Consider the following 17,765-nt stretch of genomic DNA (forward strand, 5'->3'; position numbering starts at 1 on the left):
TCGGTCACGGTTGAAGCCACCGCGCTCGCGGTCGCCGCCACCGAAGCCACCCGAACGGCCACCACGGTCGTCACGGTCACGACCGCCACCGAAGCCGCCACGGTCACGGTTGAAGCCACCGCGCTCGCGGTCGCCGCCACCGAAGCCACCCGAACGGCCACCACGGTCGTCACGGTCACGACCGCCACCGAAGCCACCACGGTCACGGTTGAAGCCACCGCGCTCGCGGTCGCCGCCACCGAAGCCACCCGAACGGCCACCACGGTCATCGCGGTCACGACCGCCACCGAAGCCACCCGAACGGCCACCGCGGTCATCGCGGTCACGGCCACCACCGAAGCCACCCGAACGGCCACCGCGGTCGTCACGGTCACGGTCACGGCCGTAGGCCGGACGCTCGCCGCGCGCCTCGCGGTACGACGGGGCACGGTCCTCGGCCTGCGCCGCGGCGGGGGCCTCGGCGGCCGGAGCGGCCTCGGCCGACTCACCGGACTCGGCCTCGGCGGCCGGCTCCTCGTCCTCGATGCCCAGCTCGGCCCGCTCGCGCGCCGCACGGGCGGCCAGGCGGTCGGCCTCCTCGCGCAGCTCGGTGGCGCGGCGCTGCGCGCGCTCCAGCTGGCGGGTCATGTCGGCGAGCTCGCGCTCGGCGGCACCGGCGATGCCGGCCGCGCTCTCGGCCTGGACCTCGGTCAGCGAACGGGCGCCGGTGATCTTGGCGACCTCGGCGTCGAAGGCGTGGTCGAGGATGTGGCGCGAGGCGTCGACGCCCGCGTCCTCCATCAGACGGAAGACGCCGCGGCGCTGGTGCGGCAGCACCAGGGTGACGACGGCGCCGGAGCGGCCGGCGCGCGCGGTGCGGCCCGAGCGGTGCAGGTAGTCCTTGTGGTCGCCGGCCGGGTCCACGTTCAGGACCAGGTCGATGCCGTCGACGTGGATGCCGCGGGCGGCGACGTCGGTGGCGACGACGACGTTGACGTAGCCGTCCTTGAAGTCGCCGAGGACGCGGGTACGGGCGCCCTGGGTCATACCGCCGTGCAGCGCGTCGGCCTTCACGCCGGCCTCGATCAGCTGCTCGGCGACGCGGTCGGCGCCCATCTGGGTGCGGACGAAGATGATCGTGCGGCCCTTGCGGGCGGCGATCGCGTTGGTGATCGGCGCCTTGTCCTTGGGCTTCACCACGAGGATGTGGTGGGTCATGGTGGTGACCGCGCCGGCCGACGGGTCGACCTCGTGGGTGACCGGGTTCTTCAGGTAGCGCTTGACCAGGGTGTCGATCTCGTTCTCCAGGGTGGCGGAGAACAGCAGGCGCTGGCCGCCGGCCGGCACCTGGTCGAGGATCTCGGTGACCTCGGGCAGGAAGCCCATGTCGGCCATCTGGTCGGCCTCGTCGAGCACGACGGTCCGGACGTCGGCGAGCTTGGCGCTGCCGCGGTTCAGCAGGTCGCGCAGACGGCCGGGGGTGGCGACGAGGATGTCGACGCCGCGCTCCAGCGCGTAGATCTGGTTCGACATCGAGGTGCCGCCGCAGACGACCTTGAGCTTGAGGCCGAGCACCGAGCCGAACGGCTCCAGGGCGTCGGCGACCTGCATGGCCAGCTCACGGGTCGGGACGAGGATCAGGCCGCGCGGGTGCTTGGGCTTGGTGCGCTCGCCGTCGGCCAGGCGGGTCAGCAGCGGCAGGCCGAAGCTGAGGGTCTTGCCGGAGCCGGTGCGGCCACGGCCCAACACGTCCTTGCCGGCCAGGGCGTCCGGGATGGTCGCGGCCTGGATCGGGAACGGGGTGGTGACACCGCGCTTGGCGAGGGCACGCACGACGTCGTCGTGCAGGCCCAGGTCGCCGAAGGTGATGGTGGGCTCGGCGGCCGCCTCCTCGGTGGCCTCCACGGTCTCCACGGCCTCGGCGATCACCTCGTCCGCGGCGGTGTCGGTGATGTCGTTGATGTCGTTGGTGTCGGTGACATCGGCGGCGGCCTCGTTCGCGGGCATGGCGAAGCGGGCGTCGTCAACGAGAGACATGCAAAACCTTCCGGAAGTGGCACGCGCCAAAGTCCGGGGTTCTGTTTCACAACCGCCTCTATGCGGTCAGCCACGGATCGCCGGAACGCGCCAAGGGCGCCAGATGGGAATAGGGCGCCAGTCAAATGGATCAAACGAACGATCTACCACCATAGACGAACCTGGGGATCAGAGGCAAATCCCCTGCTCAATCACCTAATGCGCGACCACCCGCGGGCTCGGGGCCGAGGAACCGGAGCTGCCGGAGGACGGGTCCGGGGCCGGCGGGACGGTCGCGGCGGGCGAGCTGTGCTCGGGCGCGGGGGTGCCGGACGGGTGGCTGCTCGGGGTGGACGAGGGCGTCCCGGCCGAGCCGCCGCCGGAGCGGCCCTCCCCGGTGCCGCCCGCCCCGCCGGTACCGCCGGAGCCCGCCGTACCGCCCGACCCGCCCGGGCCACCGCCCGGGTGCGGCACGGGACTTGTGTTCGCACCGCCCGCCGAACCGCCGCCCGGACCGCCGTCGGGAGCGCCCGACCCCGGCACCGGGACCACCCCGGCCACCGCGCCGTTCGCCCCCTGGGCCGCCTCGCCGGGCGCCGTCACGGTGGCCCCGTTCGCCCCGCCCTCGCCCTGGAGGCCCCCCGGCCGCTCCGGATGGCCCGAGGCCCCGCCCGGGTGCCCGGCCCCCGGCGAGGCCGAGGGCCCGCCCGTCGCCCCCGGCCGGGCCGCCGGACCGGCCTGCCCGACCGGCGCCACGCCGTGCTTCTCCTCCGCCGCCGGGCCGACGGACATGCAGCCGGTCAGCCCGAGCCCGGTCACCGTCAGCAGCGCCGCCGCCCGTACCGCGCGCGAGCGCGGGAGCGCCGCCGCCCGCCCCGGAGCCGTACGCGCCACGGCCAGCCGCACCCGCACCGCCCGTACCGCCCGCACCGTCCGTGCCGCCCGTACCGAAGCCACTGAGGTCCCTCTCTACCGCCCCACCCGGGCCGCCCACTCGCGCGCGGCCGCTTTTGGTGCCCAACGCGCGCCCGGCCCGGCGGGACACGGGCAGCGCCCAAGCTCGCCCGGGCCGGGAGGGCGCACCGTGCCCTCCCGGGGGCTTCCGGCGCCCCGCTCAGCCCCAGAGGGCCGAGGCCAGCTCCGCGCCCGCGTAGACCGCGGCCAGGCCGGCCGCCACGCTGCCGGCCGCGTTGGCCAGCGCGTACCGTCCGGCCCCGGTCTCGGCCAGCCGCAGGGTCTCGTACGAGAAGGTCGAGTAGGTGGTCAGCGCCCCGCAGAGCCCCGTCCCCAGCAGCAGCTGGACCTGCGAGGAGGCCGCGCCCGCCGCCACCGCGCCGGTCACCAGCCCGAGGACCAGGCAGCCGACCACGTTCACCGTGAACGTCCCCCACGGGAACACCGAGTCGTGCCGGGACTGCACCGCCCGGTCGGTCAGGTACCGCAGCGGCGCGCCGACCACCGCGCCCGCCACCACCAGCAGCCAGTTCACTCCGCCGTCTCCCCCCGGCCCGGATCCCGGCCCGCGTCCCGGCCCGGCTCCGCCGCCGGCCCCCGGCCCGCGTAGGTCACGACCTCGCAGCGGTCCAGCAGCACCAGCCCCTCCGCCACCATCCCGTCCAGCTGAGGCAGGAACGCCCGCACCCGCTCCTCCTCGTCCACGATCACCACCGCCACCGGCAGGTCCTCGCTCAGCGACAGCAGCCGCGTGGTGTGCACCAGCGACGAGGCCCCGAACCCCTCGATCCCCCGGAACACGCTCGCCCCGGCCAGCCCGGCCGCCCGGGCCCGGTGCACGATCTCGCTGTACAGCGGCCGGTGCTGCCACCGGTCGTTCTCCCCGACCAGCACGGTCAGCCGGAGCGCCGGCCCGCTCAGCCGGCTCACCGCGCGCCCCCACCGGGCGCCGTCGCGCCCCGTTCGGCCCCGCGGCGGACGGCCCGGTGCACCAGACGCCGGGTCAGTCCGGCCGCCGCCCACACCGCGAACAGCGCGCCCGCCAGCGTCAGCCCGAGGTACGCCACGGCGGGCCCCGGCCGGCCGCCCTCCAGCAGGCGGCGGACGTCCACCGCGTACGTCGAGAAGGTGGTGAACCCGCCCAGCACCCCGGTGCCGAAGAACGGCCGCACCAGCGGATGCGCCTGGCGCCCCTCGGTGATCACCACCAGGAACACCCCGATCACCGCGCAGCCGACCACGTTGACCAGCAGCGTCGTCCACGGGAAGGCCGACGGCCCGGTCCGCCAGCCGAGCCCGGCCGCGTACCGGGCGACCGCCCCGATCGCCCCGCCCAGCGCGACCACCGCCACCGCCCGCCCCTGCCCGCGCAGCACCGGCGGCCGGGCCCGGCCGAGCCGTCCGCCGGGGGCCGGCGCCGCGCCCGACGGCAGCACCCGGGCCGGGCCGTCCGCCGCGGTGCCCCCGGGCGAGGTGCCGTCCGCGGCGTCGTCCACGGCGCCCTCCGAAGTCGTCACAGCCCCATCAAACACCGGCCCCCGCCACCTGGCACACCGTCATCCGGCACCGGACAATGATCCGGTGGAGATGACCCGGGAAGAGTTCGAATCGCTGGTCGGCGACGCCCTCGACCAGATCCCCCCGCAGCTCGCGGCCATGATGGACAACGTCGCGATCTTCGTCGAGGACGAGCCCGACCCGAGCGACCCCGAGCTGCTCGGCCTCTACGAGGGAACCCCGCTCACCGAGCGCGGCGAGTGGTACGCGGGCGTCCTGCCCGACCGCATCCTGATCTACCGCGGCCCCACCCTGCGCCACTGCGAGACCCACGAGCAGGTGGTCGAGGAGGTCCGCACCACCGTCATCCACGAGGTCGCCCACCACTTCGGCTTCGACGACCACGAACTGGACGAGCTGGGCTGGTCCTGACCCCCGCCCACGGGCCCCGCCCCCCACCCGGCCGAAACCCGTTTTGGCGATCCGCCCCGCATCCCATATGCTTCTCGACGTCCCCGAACGCTGGGAACAGCGGGACAGGCCACAAGCCCTCATCGTCTAGTGGCCCAGGACGCCGCCCTTTCAAGGCGGTAGCACGGGTTCGAATCCCGTTGGGGGCACGCAGTACCGTAGTAAAGTGCAGTGCGCAAGACCGCAAGACCCTGAGTGGTTCGCCACTTCTAGGTCCCGTGGAGCAGTTGGTTAGCTCGCCACCCTGTCAAGGTGGAGGTCGCGGGTTCAAGTCCCGTCGGGATCGCTCGTCTCGCAAGAGACGGTGCAGTACGGCCAGGTAGCTCAGTTGGTACGAGCGTCCGCCTGAAAAGCGGAAGGTCGCCGGTTCGACCCCGGCCCTGGCCACAACCCGGAAGCCCCCGTAGCGAATTCGCTACGGGGGCTTCGCCGTTCTCCCGCCCCACCGGCCGACTAGGCGAAGACCTCGATCGCGCACCTGGCCGCGCCGCTGCGTCGGATGCGGGCGTCGCTGGTGACCAGGGGGACGGCGAGGGTCTCGGCGAGTGCCACGTACTGGGCGTCGTAGGCGCTGATGTCGTGGTGGAGCTCCCGGACCCGCTGCCAGAGGACCAGCGTCTCGTGCTTGGTGACGGCGAGCGCCTGGTAGTCGGCGATCGCCTTCTCCGCCTCCTTCGCCGTGAGCTTCCCGCCCCGGACCATGCCGAACAGGGCCGAGACGAGCTCGTAGTCGAGCAGGCCCGGGGCGGCGAGCACATCCAGGTCGCGGAGCCGGGCGCGGACGGCGCGGCCGGCCGGGCCGTGGTCGGCGAGTGCCCGGACCAGGGCCGAGCAGTCCACGACGACGGTGGAGGTCACCGGCGCTCCCGGCCCTCGTCGATCGCCGAGAGGATGTCGGCGGTGCTGATCTCGGTCCGGGCCTCCCGGTCGAGCCTGGTCATCATCTCGGCGAGCGACGGGGTGGCCGCCTCGCGGGTGACGAGGTCGAGCAGGTAGGCCTGGAGGCTCTTTCCGGCCTGCGCGGCCTTCAGCTTGAGGGTGTCCAGGACCGGGTCCGGGACTTCGCGGATGGTGATGGCTGTCATGCCTGCATTTTAGCTGCACCAGCTGCATATTGCTGGCACTTCCGGGTGGGCGACCGTTTCCCCCTGGAGGGGGAGGGGGTACCGCCCGCGGGACGATCCGGCGGGGTGGGGCGGCGCGGGACCGTGGACGGCATGGAGACGACACGGGACACGGGGTGGAACCGGGTGGCGCGGGGCGCCGGGTACGCGGCGGCGGGGTGGGCGGTGGCCTTCGCGCTGGTGCACGTGTACTGGCTGGCGGACGGGCGGCTGGGGCTGCCGGACGGGCTGTCGGTGTGGAGCAGCACGCCGCTGCTGGTGATCGACGTGATCGCGATCCCGCTGTGCGCGGTGGCCGCGGCGGTGGCGCTGGCGCCGGTGCGGCGGTGGGGTGCCCGGGTGCCGGCCCGGCTGCTGGGCTTCGCGCTGTGGGGCACCACCGCGCTGCTGGTGCTGCACGCCGCACCGTCGGTGCCGGACTGGATCGCGCTGGCCACCGGCGGCCGGTCGGGGGCCGGGCTGGACGCGATGGCCCGGTTCGCGACCTTCGGCTACGAGCCGTTCTTCCTGGCGGGCGGCCTGCTGTTCGCGGTCGTCTCGGCCGCCCGGCTCACCGTCCGCCGGGCGGCGGCACGGTGAGCCGGGCGGTGGGGCCGAGCGGCGTTGACCGAGTTCCTGGCGCCTGAGTAGGGTCGCGGACGGCGGGCTCGGTTCCGTCGAGCCCGCCATCCGGCCCGGTCAGGTGGTCAGGAGGTCCGGAGCCAGCTGTCGGTGCTGCTCACCACCGAGCCGTCCGCCGCGTAGTGGGTGATCTTCGCGGCGTCGGTGCCCGGCTTCGCCACCACGCCGTAGTAGCGGAACGGGGAGTCCCCGACCGCGACCGGCACCGCCTCGGTGGTGCCGCCGGTCTTCCAGTCGACCGCGACCTTCGCGACCTCGGCCCGGACCCCTTCGATCACCACCGGCGGGATGCCCGTCGCGTGCTTGAGGCCGAGCGACGCGCCGCCGACCGCGGCCGGGTACCCGCCCGGGGAGGAGACCGCCTGCACGGAGTCGTCGGCCTGCCGCTTGCCGTCCACCGTGTAGTAGTAGTTCACCTCGTCGATGCCCGCGTCCCAGTTGCTGTCGACGTCGCTCTGCCTGACCGGCTTCACGTCCGGGTTGACGGCGTACCGCTCCGCCCGGATCAGCTGCGCCTGCTTGAGGGCGCCCTCCTTCGTGGGGGAGGTCGGCCACAGCGCCACCCAGGCCTCCCAGGCGTGGCCGTTCGCGGTGCCCTCGCCGACCTTGACCCGGGTGGGGTTGAACGGGTCCCGGGCGCCGGGCGCCTTCGGGGTGGCCGTGCCGCTCGCGGAGCCGGGGACGGCCACGTCGGTGGCCGAGGCCGCGACCACCGTCGAGACGGCCTGCCGGCCGCGCTCGCCGAGCACCGCCGTCCCCCCGGCGATCCCGGCGACCAGCGCCGCCGCCACCCCGGCGGTCAGCAGCCGCCGGCGCCGCAGCCGCCGCCGGCCCCCGGCGACCAGCCGGTCGTACGGGACCGTCCCGGTCTCGACGCTGCCGGCCAGTTCGCCCAGGGCCCGTACGGTGGCCGGCTCGTCGCCGCCCGCCTCGTCCCCGGGCAGGTACTGGTTGCTCATCTTGCCCCTCCGATGCTCGTCAGTCCGATGAGTGAGGAGGCCCCGCGGAGTTTGGCCAGCCCTCGGGCCGCCTGGCTCTTCACCGTCCCGACCGAGCAGCCCATGGCCTCCGCGGTCTGGGTCTCGCTGAGGTCCTCCCAGTAGCGCAGCACCACGGCCTGGCGCTGCCGCGGCGGCAGGGCGCCGAGCGCGGCGAGCAGCACGGCCCGGTCGTCCGGGTCGGTGCCGGCCGGCGCGGGCCGGTCCGGGAACTCGGTGACCGGGTACTCGACCAGCCGCCGCCGGAACCGCCGGGCGTGCTCGTTGATCACGATCCGGCGCACGTAGGCGTACGGATCGTCCGCGGCACGCACCCTGTTCCAGGCCGCGTACGCCCGTTCCAGCGCCTGCTGGACCAGGTCCTCGGCGCCGTGCCGGTCCCCCGCGAGCAGGTACGCCGTCCTGAGCAGCCGTGACCAGGCGCTGCCGACGAACGTCCGGAACTCCTCGTCCCGGGCGGTCTTGTGGGCTCCCATGAGCACCTCCTCACCCCCCAGAGCCCGGGACGGCCGTGGACCGTTGCCCGGCGTTCGCGATTCGCCGCTCACGGCTGTGACACTGGAGGGGCTCGAAAACCGAGGTGCGCTCCGCCGTGCCTCCTTGCGAACCTAGAGGGATGCCCGCAGTGAGTTCTCCCGCAGTCCAGTCCGCCACCGTACCCGCCGAGGGCGGCCCCGGAATCGGCGAGCTGGCCGCCCGTCTGCCCGAGCTGACCCTGCGCGACCAGGTGCGGATCGGGCGCCGGCTGGAGGGGGCCCGTCGGGTCCGCAAGCCCGAGGCCCGGCAGAAGGTCGCCGCCGAGATCGCCGCCGACATCGACCGCGCCGAGCTGGTCGTCGAGCGCCGCCGGAAGGCCGTGCCGGAGATCGGCTATCCCGCCGAGCTCCCGGTCAGCCAGAAGAAGGACGAGATCCTGGCGGCGATCCGGGACCACCAGGTGGTGATCGTCGCGGGCGAGACCGGCTCCGGCAAGACCACCCAGATCCCGAAGATCTGCCTGGAGCTGGGCCGCGGCGTGCGCGGCCTGGTCGGCCACACCCAGCCGCGCCGGATCGCCGCCCGCACGGTGGCGGAGCGGGTCGCGGAGGAGCTGGACAGCCCGCTCGGCGAGGCGGTCGGCTGGAAGGTCCGGTTCACCGACCAGGTCGGCCAGGACACCCTGGTCAAGCTGATGACGGACGGCATCCTGCTCGCGGAGATCCAGACCGACCGCGACCTGCACCAGTACGACACCCTGATCATCGACGAGGCGCACGAGCGCAGCCTCAACATCGACTTCATCCTCGGCTACGTCAAGCAGCTGCTCCCCCGCCGCCCGGACCTCAAGGTCGTGATCACCTCCGCGACCATCGACCCGGAGCGCTTCGCCCGCCACTTCGGCGACGCCCCGATCGTCGAGGTCTCCGGGCGCACCTACCCGGTGGAGGTCCGCTACCGGCCGCTCGCCGAGGACGGTGACGACGAGGCGGACGAGGTCGACCGCGACCGCGACCGCGACCAGGTCCAGGCGATCTGCGAGGCCGCCGAGGAGCTCCAGGCCGAGGGCCCGGGCGACATCCTGGTCTTCCTCTCCGGCGAACGCGAGATCCGCGACACCGCGGACGCCCTCGACAAGCTGAAGCTGAAGAACACCGAGGTCCTGCCGCTGTACGCCCGGCTCAGCTCGGCCGAGCAGCACAAGGTCTTCCAGCGCTCGCGCAGCCGCCGGATCGTGCTGGCCACCAACGTCGCCGAGACCTCGCTGACCGTCCCCGGCATCAAGTACGTGATCGACCCGGGCACCGCCCGGATCTCCCGCTACAGCCACCGCACCAAGGTGCAGCGGCTGCCGATCGAGGCGATCAGCCAGGCCAGCGCCAACCAGCGCAAGGGCCGCTGCGGCCGCACCTCGGACGGCATCTGCATCCGGCTCTACTCGGAGGAGGACTTCCTCTCCCGCCCCGAGTTCACCGACGCCGAGATCCTGCGCACCAACCTGGCCTCGGTGATCCTCCAGATGACCGCGGCCGGCCTCGGCGACATCGCCGCCTTCCCGTTCCTGGACCCGCCGGACTCGCGCAACATCAAGGACGGCGTCCACCTGCTGCACGAGCTGGGCGCGCTGGACCCGGACGAGAAGGACCCGCGCAAGCGCCTGACCGCGCTCGGCCGCAAGCTCGCCCAGCTCCCGGTGGACCCGCGGATGGCCCGGATGGTGCTGGAGGCGGACCGCAACGGCTGCGTCCGCGACGTCATGGTGATCGCCGCCGCGCTCTCCATCCAGGACCCGCGCGAGCGCCCGGCCGAGAAGCGCCAGGCCGCCGACGAGCGGCACAAGCGGTTCAACTCGGAGACCTCCGACTTCCTCTCCTACCTGGCGATGTGGCGCTACGTCCGGGAGCAGCAGCGGGAGCTCTCCTCCTCGGCGTTCCGCCGGATGTGCAAGTCGGAGTTCCTCAACTACCTGCGGATACGGGAGTGGCAGGACATCTACGTCCAGCTGCGCACCGTCGCCAAGCAGTTGGGCGTCACGATCGAGGAGCCGCACGAGGACGCCGAGCCGGACGCCGACCGGATCCACCAGTCGCTGCTGGCCGGCCTGCTCTCCCACATCGGCCTGTTCGACGTGGAGAAGCGCGAGTACGGCGGCGCGCGCGGCGCCCGCTTCGCGGTCTTCCCTGGCTCCGGCCTGTTCAAGAAGCCGCCGCGCTGGGTGATGTCGGCCGAGCTGGTGGAGACCTCCCGGCTCTGGGCGCGGATCAACGCGAAGATCGAGCCGGAGTGGGTCGAGCCGCTGGCCGGCCACCTGATCAAGCGGAGCTACAGCGAGCCGCACTGGGAGAAGAAGGCCGGCGCCGTCATGGCGTACGAGAAGGTGACCCTCTACGGGATGCCGGTCGTCGCCCAGCGCAAGGTCAACTACGGGCGGATCGACCCGGAGCTCTGCCGCGAGCTGTTCATCCGCAACGCGCTGGTCGAGGGCGACTGGGAGACCCACCACCGGTTCTTCGCGGAGAACCGCAAGCTGCTCGGCGAGGTCGAGGAGCTGGAGAACCGGGCCCGCCGCCGGGACATCATGGTCGACGACCAGACCCTGTTCGAGTTCTACGACGCCCGGCTGCCCGAGGAGGTCGTCTCCACCCGGCACTTCGACTCCTGGTGGAAGAAGGCCCGGCACGAGCAGCCGGACCTGCTGAACTTCGAGAAGTCGATGCTGATCAACGACGCCGCGGGCGGCGTCACCGAGGCCGACTACCCGGACCACTGGCAGCAGGGCAAGCTCCGCTTCAAGCTGACCTACCAGTTCGAGCCGGGCAGCGACGCGGACGGCGTGACGGTGCACATCCCGCTGCCGGTGCTCAACCAGGTCACCGCGGAGGGCTTCGACTGGCAGATCCCCGGTCTGCGGGAGGAGCTGGTCACCGCGTACATCAAGTCGCTGCCGAAGGCGGTCCGCCGCAACTTCGTCCCGGCGCCGGACTTCGCCAAGGCGGCGCTGCGCGCGGTGAAGGACCGCCAGGAACCGCTCCTCCCGGCCCTGGAGCACGCCCTGAAGCGCCTGACGGCGGTCACCGTGCCCCCGGAGGCCTGGGACGACGAACGGGTCCCCGACCACCTCAAGGTGACCTTCCGGGTGGTGGACGGGCGCCGCAAGCTCGCCGAGTCCAAGGACCTGGAGGAGCTGCGGCTGAAGCTCAAGCCCAAGCTCAAGGAGACGCTCTCCTCGGCCGCCTCCGGCCAGGGCATCGAGCAGAGCGGGCTGACCGCCTGGCCGGCCTCGCTGCCGGTGCTCCAGCGCACCTTCGAGCAGCGCTCGCGCGGCCACTCGATGCGCGCCTACCCGGCGCTGGTGGACGAGGGGCCGTCGGTCGGCGTCAAGCTGTTCGACACCCCGGAGGCGCAGGCCCGGTCGATGTGGGAGGGGACGCGGCGGCTGCTGACGCTGACCACCAACTCCCCGGCCAAGTCGATCCAGGGCCGGCTGGGCAACCAGGCGAAGCTGGCGCTCTCGCACAGCCCGCACGGTTCGATCACGGCCCTGTTCGAGGACGTGGTGTCGGCCGCGACGGACCGGCTGATGGCCCTGAACGGCGGCCCGGCCTGGGACGAGGCGGCCTTCGGGAAGCTGCACGACAAGGTGCGCGCGGACCTGTACGACCTGTCCGCGGACACCACCCTGAAGACGGCCACCGCGCTGATCGCCTTCCACAAGGCCTCGACCCGGCTGAAGTCGGTGAGCAGCCCGGTGCTGCTGAACGCGGTGAACGACGTCCGGCTGCACCTGGCCTCGCTGGTGCACCCGGGCTTCGTGACGGCCACCGGCTGGCAGCGGCTGCCGGACCTCAAGCGCTACCTGCTGGCGGTGGACCGCCGCCTGGAGGCGCTGCCCAACCACCCGCAGCGGGACGCCCAGCAGCTGCTGAAGGTGCAGCAGGTCCAGCAGGCGTACGGGGAGCTGCTGGCGGCGGTGCCGGCCGGGCACCAGCCGTCCGCGGAGGTGCGGGCGATCCGCTGGATGATCGAGGAGCTGCGGGTCAGCTTCTTCGCCCAGTCGCTGGGCACGCCGAGCCCGGTCTCGGAGAAGCGGATCATGAAGGCGATGGACGCGGCGCGGGCGACGCTCTGACCCGGGCGGGGGCGGGTGACCGCCCCCGCCGGTGCTGTGAGCTGCGGACGGGTGCGGGTGGGCGTTCAGGAGCCAGTTCGACCTGGGGGCCCACCATGGGCTACAGTCTGTCTTGTTCGCAGCGCGGCAAGCGAGTGAACGAGATCAGGAAACCCTGGTCCCGTGGAGCAGTTGGTTAGCTCGCCACCCTGTCAAGGTGGAGGTCGCGGGTTCAAGTCCCGTCGGGATCGCCGCAACGCGAGAGGCCCGGAACCGTAAGGTTCCGGGCCTCTCGCTTTTGGTCGTTCGGCCCTTTACCCCGAGTAGGTCTAGACCACAAGTGACAGACCGTGTGACGGTCGTCACCCGGTCCCCTCCGGAGCCGGCCTCGTGGAGCCCTCTCCGGAACCCTGTTAATTTAATATGTAAAATTGTACAGCTATTCACTGTAAATCCCCCCCACCTCACGCGCATCAAATCGTTATCCGGAGTTCAACATTCCGACCACTCGGCCGACACCCGAACACCCTCGGGCGGGCACGACAAAGGGGCCGCCTACCGGACCCGGCGGAGTCCGGTAAGCGGCCCCTTTAAAAGAGCCTTCGGCCTATCAGGCCTCAGTACGCTGGGCGGGAATCCCAGCCAGCAGAGCGCGCACCTCCGCCTCACGGTAACGGCGGTGACCACCGAGCGTGCGAATCGACGTCAGCTTGCCTGCCTTGGCCCAGCGGGTGACCGTCTTCGGGTCCACGCGGAACATGGTGGCAACCTCTGCCGGCGTCAGCAGCGGCTCAGCATCAGGGGTACGAGCGGTCATGAGCGGCCTCCTCGGGAGAACCGAACCAGGGCGGTTCTATCCTTCAAATTCTGCACCTTGGCCCGCGATGCCCGAAATGGCATAGACGGGCCGAGTCGGTTATAGGACGAACGGCTTGTCCTGGTGTCTACAACTACACCATCCGTCCAGCCCTATCGACCAAACCGCCAAAATTGACCCCTCACGGGTTCAAGGCCGACGGATGGCGATGGACCACCCCATAGCGGACAGTCACATAGTGATGACATCCGGTTACGAGGGGACCAGACCCTCCGTTTCCCCGCAAAGCACGCATCGACTCCAGAACCACCCAAAAGTGGGCACGCTCACGTGAAGTTGGGCTGGTTGTCCCATTTTTGCACATAGGGGTAAGTTCGCGTCAACGGTGAGTAGTGTCACGTTCGGCAGCTATTGACCCGAACCGGGACCTTGGTCATCCGATGTGCAGCCCTTAGGACTCTTACAGTCATACACGCGCGGTCGGACGTCAGTTCGCGTGCCGCAGCGCCAGCACCCGGCGCCACCGCACCGTCAGCTCCCCGTGGACCCGCAGCGCCTCCGCGGTGTCCCCGGCCCGCAGCGCCCGCAGCCCCTCCTCCAGCTCCCCCGCCGAACGGTCCGCCAAGAGCCGCTCCGGGCCCAGCAGATGCACCAGGCCCCCGTAGTCCAGCTCCACCAGCGAGCGCGGGTGGAACTCCTCCAGCCAGCGCCCGACCCGCTCCGCGCCCCGCACCAGGTCCCCGTCCGGCTCCGCCTCGCGCAGCGCCCGGAAGGCCCGCGCCACCCGTCGGCGCGCCTGCGCCATCGGCACCAGGTAGAACAGCGCCGCCGGCCGGCCGCCCCGCTCCCCTCCCCCGCCCGGGCCGTCCACCGACCCCTCCTCGCCCGGCCCGTCCCCGCCCGGCACGAAGCAGCGGTCCTCGTCCCCGAACGGCAGGAACCAGTGCACCGGCACCTCCCACCGGCTGGTCAGGATCCACGGCCGGGCGTCCGGGTGCTCGGCCCGCCAGCGCTCCCGGTCCGCCTCGGCGGCCGCCCGGGCCACCGGCGGCAGCGCGGTGTCCAGCAGCGCCACCGGCGCCCCGGCCCGCAGCTCCTCCAGCGCCTGCCAGCTGCGCAGCCTGGTCGCCCACGGGCAGACGTACAGGACGCCGTCCACCAGCCGCAGGTACGCCCGCCCGCTCTCCCGCTCGGGCAGTGCCCGGGGCGTGCGGGCGGCCAGCCCGGCGAGCGCCTCCCGCTGCTCCTCCAGCACCGCCGCCGCCACCGGCTGGGCCGGCTCCGCGGCGTCCGGCCCGTGCTCCGCCGCCCAGGCCTGCCAGCGGGCCCGGTCGGGCTCCGGGTAGGCGGCCAGCGGCTCGTAGACCCGCAGGTGGGCCGCGTAGGGCGGCTGTACGGAGGTACGTACGACGGTCACGTCCTGCATGGTCGCACGCGCCGCGCGGACCCGGGAGAGCGCGCCCCCGCACCGTTCGCGCCCGCACTCCGCACCGCCGTCCGTCTCACCCCTCGGACGTCCGGCCCCGGCTCGGGCAAGACGCCGGACCGGCGGCGCGCCCCCGACTACGCTTCGCCCTAGGCGCCCGCACCACAGCAGCGGGCCTTCAATACTGGAGTCACCACAGTGACCGACGTACAGACCCCCGCCACGCACCCCGCACCCGGCGTGCTCAGCAGGATCTTCCGTACCGAGCAGGACGGCGCCCCCGGCGACGGTCACGAGCAGGTCGTCCTCTGCCACGACCGCAGCTCGGGTCTGAAGGCGATCATCGCCATCCACTCGACCGCCCTGGGCCCGGCCCTCGGCGGCACCCGCTTCTTCCCGTACGCCTCCGAGGAGGCGGCGCTGGAGGACGCGCTGAACCTGTCCCGCGGGATGTCCTACAAGAACGCGCTGGCCGGGCTGGACCTCGGCGGCGGCAAGGCCGTCATCATCGGCGACCCGAACAAGGACAAGAACGAGGCGATGCTCCGGGCCTACGGCCGCTTCGTCGAGTCCCTGCGCGGCCGCTACATCACCGCCTGCGACGTGGGCACCTACGTCCAGGACATGGACGTCATCGCCCGCGAGACCGAGTTCGTGACCGGCCGCTCGCCCGAGCACGGCGGCGCCGGCGACTCGTCCATCCTGACCGCCTTCGGCGTCTTCCAGGGCATGCGCGCCACCGCCCAGGCCCGCTGGGGCCAGCCGACCCTGCGCGGCAAGCGGGTCGGCGTCGCGGGCGTCGGCAAGGTCGGCCACTACCTGGTCGGCCACCTGGTCGCGGACGGCGCCACGGTCGTCGTCACCGACCCCTTCGAGGCCGCCGTCAACCGCGTGCGCGCGGCCCACCCCGAGGTCGAGGTGGTCGCCGACACCGCCGCCCTGCTCCAGGCGAAGCTGGACGTCTACGCCCCCTGCGCCCTCGGCGGCGCGCTGACCGACGACGTCGTCGCGGCGCTGGGCGGCTTCGGCACCTCGATCGTCTGCGGCGCGGCCAACAACCAGCTGTCCCACCCGGGCGTCGAGAAGGACCTCGCCGACCGCGGCATCCTCTACGCCCCGGACTACCTGGTGAACTCCGGCGGCGTCATCCAGGTCGCCGACGAGATCGACGGCTTCAACTTCGAGCGGGCCAAGAACAAGGCCACGAAGATCTTCGACACCACCCTGGAGATCTTCACCCGGGCGACGGCCGACGGCGTCCCGCCGGCGGTCGCGGCCGACCGCCTGGCCGAGAAGCGGATGCGCGAGATCAGCGCCCTGCGCACGGTGCTGCTGCCCGGCGCCCGCCGCGGCTGACGGGTCACCAGCCGACCCCGTGGCGCGCGGGGGGCCGTCCCAGTGGCCCCCCGCGCATCACGATGTGGAACCGGATTCTCACTTCTCCGGCCGAACGGGTGATCCGAAGCCCCCCTAGGGGGGATAATCAGTCCTGGAACGACGGACCCAAGACACCTCTGGACAGCGCGCAAAACGCCGCAAAACCTCCCTTGACCTGGGAAGACCTGGTCGCGGGTGCGGTCGGTGCGCGCCACGTCACACTGACGACGTACCGTCCAGCGGCGGAAACAGGTACCGTTAATGCTCCAAGGGACGGTCCTCCCATTCGGGCAGGCCGGTCCTGATCATGAACACGTGTCAGACTCGGGGCCGTGAGCCCCATCGTTGAGGGGGTCGACCCATGGGGCGCGGCCGGGCCAAGGCCAAGCAGACGAAGGTCGCCCGCGAGCTGAAGTACAACAGCGGCGGGTTCGACGCTAACCGTCTGTCCAACGAGCTGGGCGTATCGCCGTCCACCGCTTCGATCGAGCCGGAGCCGATCGAGGAGGAGGAGGACGACGACCCGTACGCGGAGTACGCCGCCCGCTACGCCGACCTCGACGACGACGGCGACACCGAGCCGGGCACCGGGCCGTCGCAGGCCTCCCGCCGCTCGTAACAAGCAGTCCCGCCGGACCGGTCCGGGCGCCCTGGGCGCCGGGCCGGTCTTCGGCGTTCCCGCGTACGGCGGTCGCCGCGCGGGCCGGTCCTGACGACGGAAGGGCCCCTCCGGAGCTCCGGAGGGGCCCTTCCGTCGTCAGCGCCGGGTCAGTTCGCCCGGAAGCCCTCGTAGGCGTTGTAGAGGGCCGCGCCGCCCTCGTGCTCCTCGCCGCGCTCGACGATGTCGCCGAGCAGCCAGGCCTCCACGCCGCGGTCCTCCAGGATCGACAGCACGGCGTCCACCGAGTGCGGCGGGACGACCGCGACCATGCCGACGCCCATGTTCAGCGTCTTCTCGATCTCCAGGGTGGCCACCTTGCCGACCTCGGCGACGGTCCGGAAGACCGGCAGCGGGGTCCAGGTGCCGCGGTCCAGGCGGGCGTGCAGGCCGTCCGGGACGACCCGGGCCAGGTTGGCCGCCAGGCCGCCGCCGGTGACGTGCGAGAAGGCGTGCACCTCGGTGGCGCGGGTGAGCGCCAGGCAGTCCAGCGAGTAGATCCGGGTCGGCTCCAGCAGCTCCTCGCCGAGCGTCCGGCCGAACTCCTCGACCTTGCGGTCCAGCTTCCAGCCGGCCTCGTTCAGCAGCACGTGGCGGACCAGCGAGTAGCCGTTGGAGTGCAGGCCGGAGGCGGCCATCGCGATCACCACGTCGCCGGCCCGGACCCGGTCCGCGCCGAGCAGCGCGTCGGCCTCCACCACACCGGTGCCGGCGCCCGCGACGTCGTACTCGTCCGGGCCCAGCAGGCCCGGGTGCTCGGCGGTCTCGCCGCCGACCAGGGCGCAGCCGGCCAGCGCGCAGCCCTCGGCGATGCCCTTGACGATCGCGGCGACCCGCTCCGGGACGACCTTGCCGACGCAGATGTAGTCGGTCATGAACAGTGGCTCGGCGCCGCAGACCACCAGGTCGTCGACGACCATGCCGACCAGGTCGTGGCCGATGGTGTCGTGCTTGTCCATGGCGGCCGCGATGGCCACCTTGGTCCCCACGCCGTCGGTGGCCGAGGCCAGCAGCGGCCGCTCGTAGTTCTTGAAGGCGGACGCGTCGAAGAGGCCGGCGAAGCCGCCGAGACCGCCGACCACCTCGGGGCGGTTGGCCTTCTTCACCCACTGCTTCATGAGCTCGACGGCGCGGTCGCCCGCCTCGATGTCGACACCGGCGGCGGCGTAGGTGGCGCCGTTCTGGTTGCTGGTCACTGCGTGCGGCCCTTTCGGGTCAGGTGGGGGTGGTTCGGAAACAGCG

General features: G+C 72.6%; 17 protein-coding genes and 4 tRNA genes. 9 read left to right on the top strand and 12 right to left on the bottom strand.

Annotated features, from left to right (window positions below):
- The 5 genes from ACWDD9_RS02320 to crcB (ACWDD9_RS02340) all read right to left on the bottom strand — a co-directional run.
- A partial coding sequence (locus tag ACWDD9_RS02320; RefSeq protein ID WP_449810606.1) for a DEAD/DEAH box helicase occupies positions 1 to 2,016 on the bottom strand: 2,016 nt, incomplete at its 3' end.
- 195 nt (positions 2,017 to 2,211) lie between these two features.
- A complete protein-coding gene (locus ACWDD9_RS02325; RefSeq protein WP_449810607.1) occupies positions 2,212 to 2,952 on the bottom strand; it encodes a hypothetical protein in 741 nt (246 codons plus the stop codon).
- A gap of 157 nt (positions 2,953 to 3,109) precedes the next feature.
- Positions 3,110 to 3,484: a fluoride efflux transporter CrcB gene (gene crcB, locus ACWDD9_RS02330; protein ID WP_074002061.1), complete on the bottom strand. Its 375-nt coding sequence runs from the start codon at positions 3,482 to 3,484 to the stop codon at positions 3,110 to 3,112.
- Positions 3,481 to 3,879: a DUF190 domain-containing protein gene (locus tag ACWDD9_RS02335; protein WP_074002060.1), complete on the bottom strand. Its 399-nt coding sequence runs from the start codon at positions 3,877 to 3,879 to the stop codon at positions 3,481 to 3,483. The genes crcB (ACWDD9_RS02330) and ACWDD9_RS02335 overlap by 4 nt, the downstream gene beginning before the upstream one ends.
- Entirely contained in the window at positions 3,876 to 4,382 is a 507-nt protein-coding gene (crcB, locus tag ACWDD9_RS02340) for a fluoride efflux transporter CrcB (RefSeq protein ID WP_198959337.1), read from the bottom strand. Before crcB (ACWDD9_RS02340) ends, ACWDD9_RS02335 begins: the two co-directional genes overlap by 4 nt.
- A gap of 154 nt (positions 4,383 to 4,536) precedes the next feature.
- Between crcB (ACWDD9_RS02340) and ACWDD9_RS02345 the strand changes: the two genes are divergently transcribed.
- The 4 genes from ACWDD9_RS02345 to ACWDD9_RS02360 all read left to right on the top strand — a co-directional run bounded on the left by ACWDD9_RS02345 (position 4,537) and on the right by ACWDD9_RS02360 (position 5,304).
- Positions 4,537 to 4,878: a metallopeptidase family protein gene (locus ACWDD9_RS02345; protein WP_074002059.1), complete on the top strand. Its 342-nt coding sequence runs from the start codon at positions 4,537 to 4,539 to the stop codon at positions 4,876 to 4,878.
- Positions 4,879 to 4,993: 115 nt separating this feature from the next.
- A tRNA-Glu gene (locus ACWDD9_RS02350) sits at positions 4,994 to 5,066 on the top strand.
- 63 nt (positions 5,067 to 5,129) lie between these two features.
- A tRNA-Asp gene (locus tag ACWDD9_RS02355) sits at positions 5,130 to 5,203 on the top strand.
- A gap of 27 nt (positions 5,204 to 5,230) precedes the next feature.
- Positions 5,231 to 5,304: transfer RNA gene (locus ACWDD9_RS02360), tRNA-Phe, on the top strand.
- 66 nt (positions 5,305 to 5,370) lie between these two features.
- Here ACWDD9_RS02360 and ACWDD9_RS02365 read toward each other — a convergent pair.
- Both ACWDD9_RS02365 and ACWDD9_RS02370 read right to left on the bottom strand, forming a co-directional pair.
- Entirely contained in the window at positions 5,371 to 5,775 is a 405-nt protein-coding gene (locus ACWDD9_RS02365) for a type II toxin-antitoxin system VapC family toxin (RefSeq protein ID WP_074002058.1), read from the bottom strand.
- Complete coding sequence (locus ACWDD9_RS02370; protein ID WP_387828296.1) at positions 5,772 to 6,002, bottom strand: FitA-like ribbon-helix-helix domain-containing protein; 231 nt, start codon at positions 6,000 to 6,002, stop codon at positions 5,772 to 5,774. The genes ACWDD9_RS02365 and ACWDD9_RS02370 overlap by 4 nt, the downstream gene beginning before the upstream one ends.
- A gap of 132 nt (positions 6,003 to 6,134) precedes the next feature.
- On the opposite strand from ACWDD9_RS02370, the gene ACWDD9_RS02375 reads away from it, so the two are divergent.
- Complete coding sequence (locus ACWDD9_RS02375) at positions 6,135 to 6,620, top strand: DUF3995 domain-containing protein (protein ID WP_049656954.1); 486 nt, start codon at positions 6,135 to 6,137, stop codon at positions 6,618 to 6,620.
- A 107-nt stretch (positions 6,621 to 6,727) separates the two neighbouring features.
- Here ACWDD9_RS02375 and ACWDD9_RS02380 read toward each other — a convergent pair whose 3' ends face one another.
- Both ACWDD9_RS02380 and ACWDD9_RS02385 read right to left on the bottom strand, forming a co-directional pair.
- The gene (locus tag ACWDD9_RS02380) at positions 6,728 to 7,621 is read right to left on the bottom strand and encodes a hypothetical protein (protein ID WP_449810608.1); all 894 of its coding nucleotides are present in this window, start codon (positions 7,619 to 7,621) and stop codon (positions 6,728 to 6,730) included.
- Complete coding sequence (locus tag ACWDD9_RS02385; RefSeq protein ID WP_117488941.1) at positions 7,618 to 8,136, bottom strand: SigE family RNA polymerase sigma factor; 519 nt, start codon at positions 8,134 to 8,136, stop codon at positions 7,618 to 7,620. The genes ACWDD9_RS02380 and ACWDD9_RS02385 overlap by 4 nt, the downstream gene beginning before the upstream one ends.
- A gap of 149 nt (positions 8,137 to 8,285) precedes the next feature.
- On the opposite strand from ACWDD9_RS02385, the gene hrpA reads away from it, so the two are divergent.
- Positions 8,286 to 12,266 (top strand): ATP-dependent RNA helicase HrpA, encoded by a 3,981-nt coding sequence (gene hrpA / locus ACWDD9_RS02390; RefSeq protein WP_369808314.1) that lies wholly within the window; start codon positions 8,286 to 8,288, stop codon positions 12,264 to 12,266.
- A 156-nt stretch (positions 12,267 to 12,422) separates the two neighbouring features.
- Positions 12,423 to 12,496 (top strand) — tRNA-Asp (locus tag ACWDD9_RS02395).
- Positions 12,497 to 12,855: 359 nt separating this feature from the next.
- Here the strand turns inward: ACWDD9_RS02395 and bldC are convergent.
- The gene (bldC, locus tag ACWDD9_RS02400; RefSeq protein ID WP_014137253.1) at positions 12,856 to 13,062 is read right to left on the bottom strand and encodes a developmental transcriptional regulator BldC; all 207 of its coding nucleotides are present in this window, start codon (positions 13,060 to 13,062) and stop codon (positions 12,856 to 12,858) included.
- A gap of 487 nt (positions 13,063 to 13,549) precedes the next feature.
- Positions 13,550 to 14,488 (bottom strand): hypothetical protein, encoded by a 939-nt coding sequence (locus ACWDD9_RS02405; protein WP_449810609.1) that lies wholly within the window; start codon positions 14,486 to 14,488, stop codon positions 13,550 to 13,552.
- A 198-nt stretch (positions 14,489 to 14,686) separates the two neighbouring features.
- Between ACWDD9_RS02405 and ACWDD9_RS02410 the strand changes: the two genes are divergently transcribed.
- Together ACWDD9_RS02410 and ACWDD9_RS02415 are read left to right on the top strand one after the other, a co-directional pair.
- Entirely contained in the window at positions 14,687 to 15,844 is a 1,158-nt protein-coding gene (locus ACWDD9_RS02410) for a Glu/Leu/Phe/Val dehydrogenase dimerization domain-containing protein (protein ID WP_074002053.1), read from the top strand.
- A gap of 382 nt (positions 15,845 to 16,226) precedes the next feature.
- Positions 16,227 to 16,484 (top strand): DUF3073 domain-containing protein, encoded by a 258-nt coding sequence (locus ACWDD9_RS02415; protein WP_049654080.1) that lies wholly within the window; start codon positions 16,227 to 16,229, stop codon positions 16,482 to 16,484.
- Between the two features lie 149 nt (positions 16,485 to 16,633).
- Here ACWDD9_RS02415 and purM read toward each other — a convergent pair whose 3' ends face one another.
- Positions 16,634 to 17,719 (bottom strand): phosphoribosylformylglycinamidine cyclo-ligase, encoded by a 1,086-nt coding sequence (gene purM, locus ACWDD9_RS02420; RefSeq protein ID WP_049654082.1) that lies wholly within the window; start codon positions 17,717 to 17,719, stop codon positions 16,634 to 16,636.
- Between the last annotated feature and the right edge of the window lie 46 nt (positions 17,720 to 17,765).

Source organism: Kitasatospora sp. NPDC001119 (genome assembly GCF_053598475.1).

Bases quoted from the DNA above. Each gene is read 5' to 3' on its own strand.
- ACWDD9_RS02345 (WP_074002059.1), top strand. From the start codon at position 4,537: ATGACCCGGGAAGAGTTCGAATCGCTGGTCGGCGACGCCCTCGACCAG.
- ACWDD9_RS02415 (WP_049654080.1), top strand. From the start codon at position 16,227: ATGGGGCGCGGCCGGGCCAAGGCCAAGCAGACGAAGGTCGCCCGCGAG.
- bldC (WP_014137253.1), bottom strand. From the start codon at position 13,062: ATGACCGCTCGTACCCCTGATGCTGAGCCGCTGCTGACGCCGGCAGAG.
- ACWDD9_RS02380 (WP_449810608.1), bottom strand. From the start codon at position 7,621: ATGAGCAACCAGTACCTGCCCGGGGACGAGGCGGGCGGCGACGAGCCG.
- ACWDD9_RS02385 (WP_117488941.1), bottom strand. From the start codon at position 8,136: ATGGGAGCCCACAAGACCGCCCGGGACGAGGAGTTCCGGACGTTCGTC.
- ACWDD9_RS02405 (WP_449810609.1), bottom strand. From the start codon at position 14,488: ATGCAGGACGTGACCGTCGTACGTACCTCCGTACAGCCGCCCTACGCG.
- ACWDD9_RS02375 (WP_049656954.1), top strand. From the start codon at position 6,135: ATGGAGACGACACGGGACACGGGGTGGAACCGGGTGGCGCGGGGCGCC.
- ACWDD9_RS02370 (WP_387828296.1), bottom strand. From the start codon at position 6,002: ATGACAGCCATCACCATCCGCGAAGTCCCGGACCCGGTCCTGGACACC.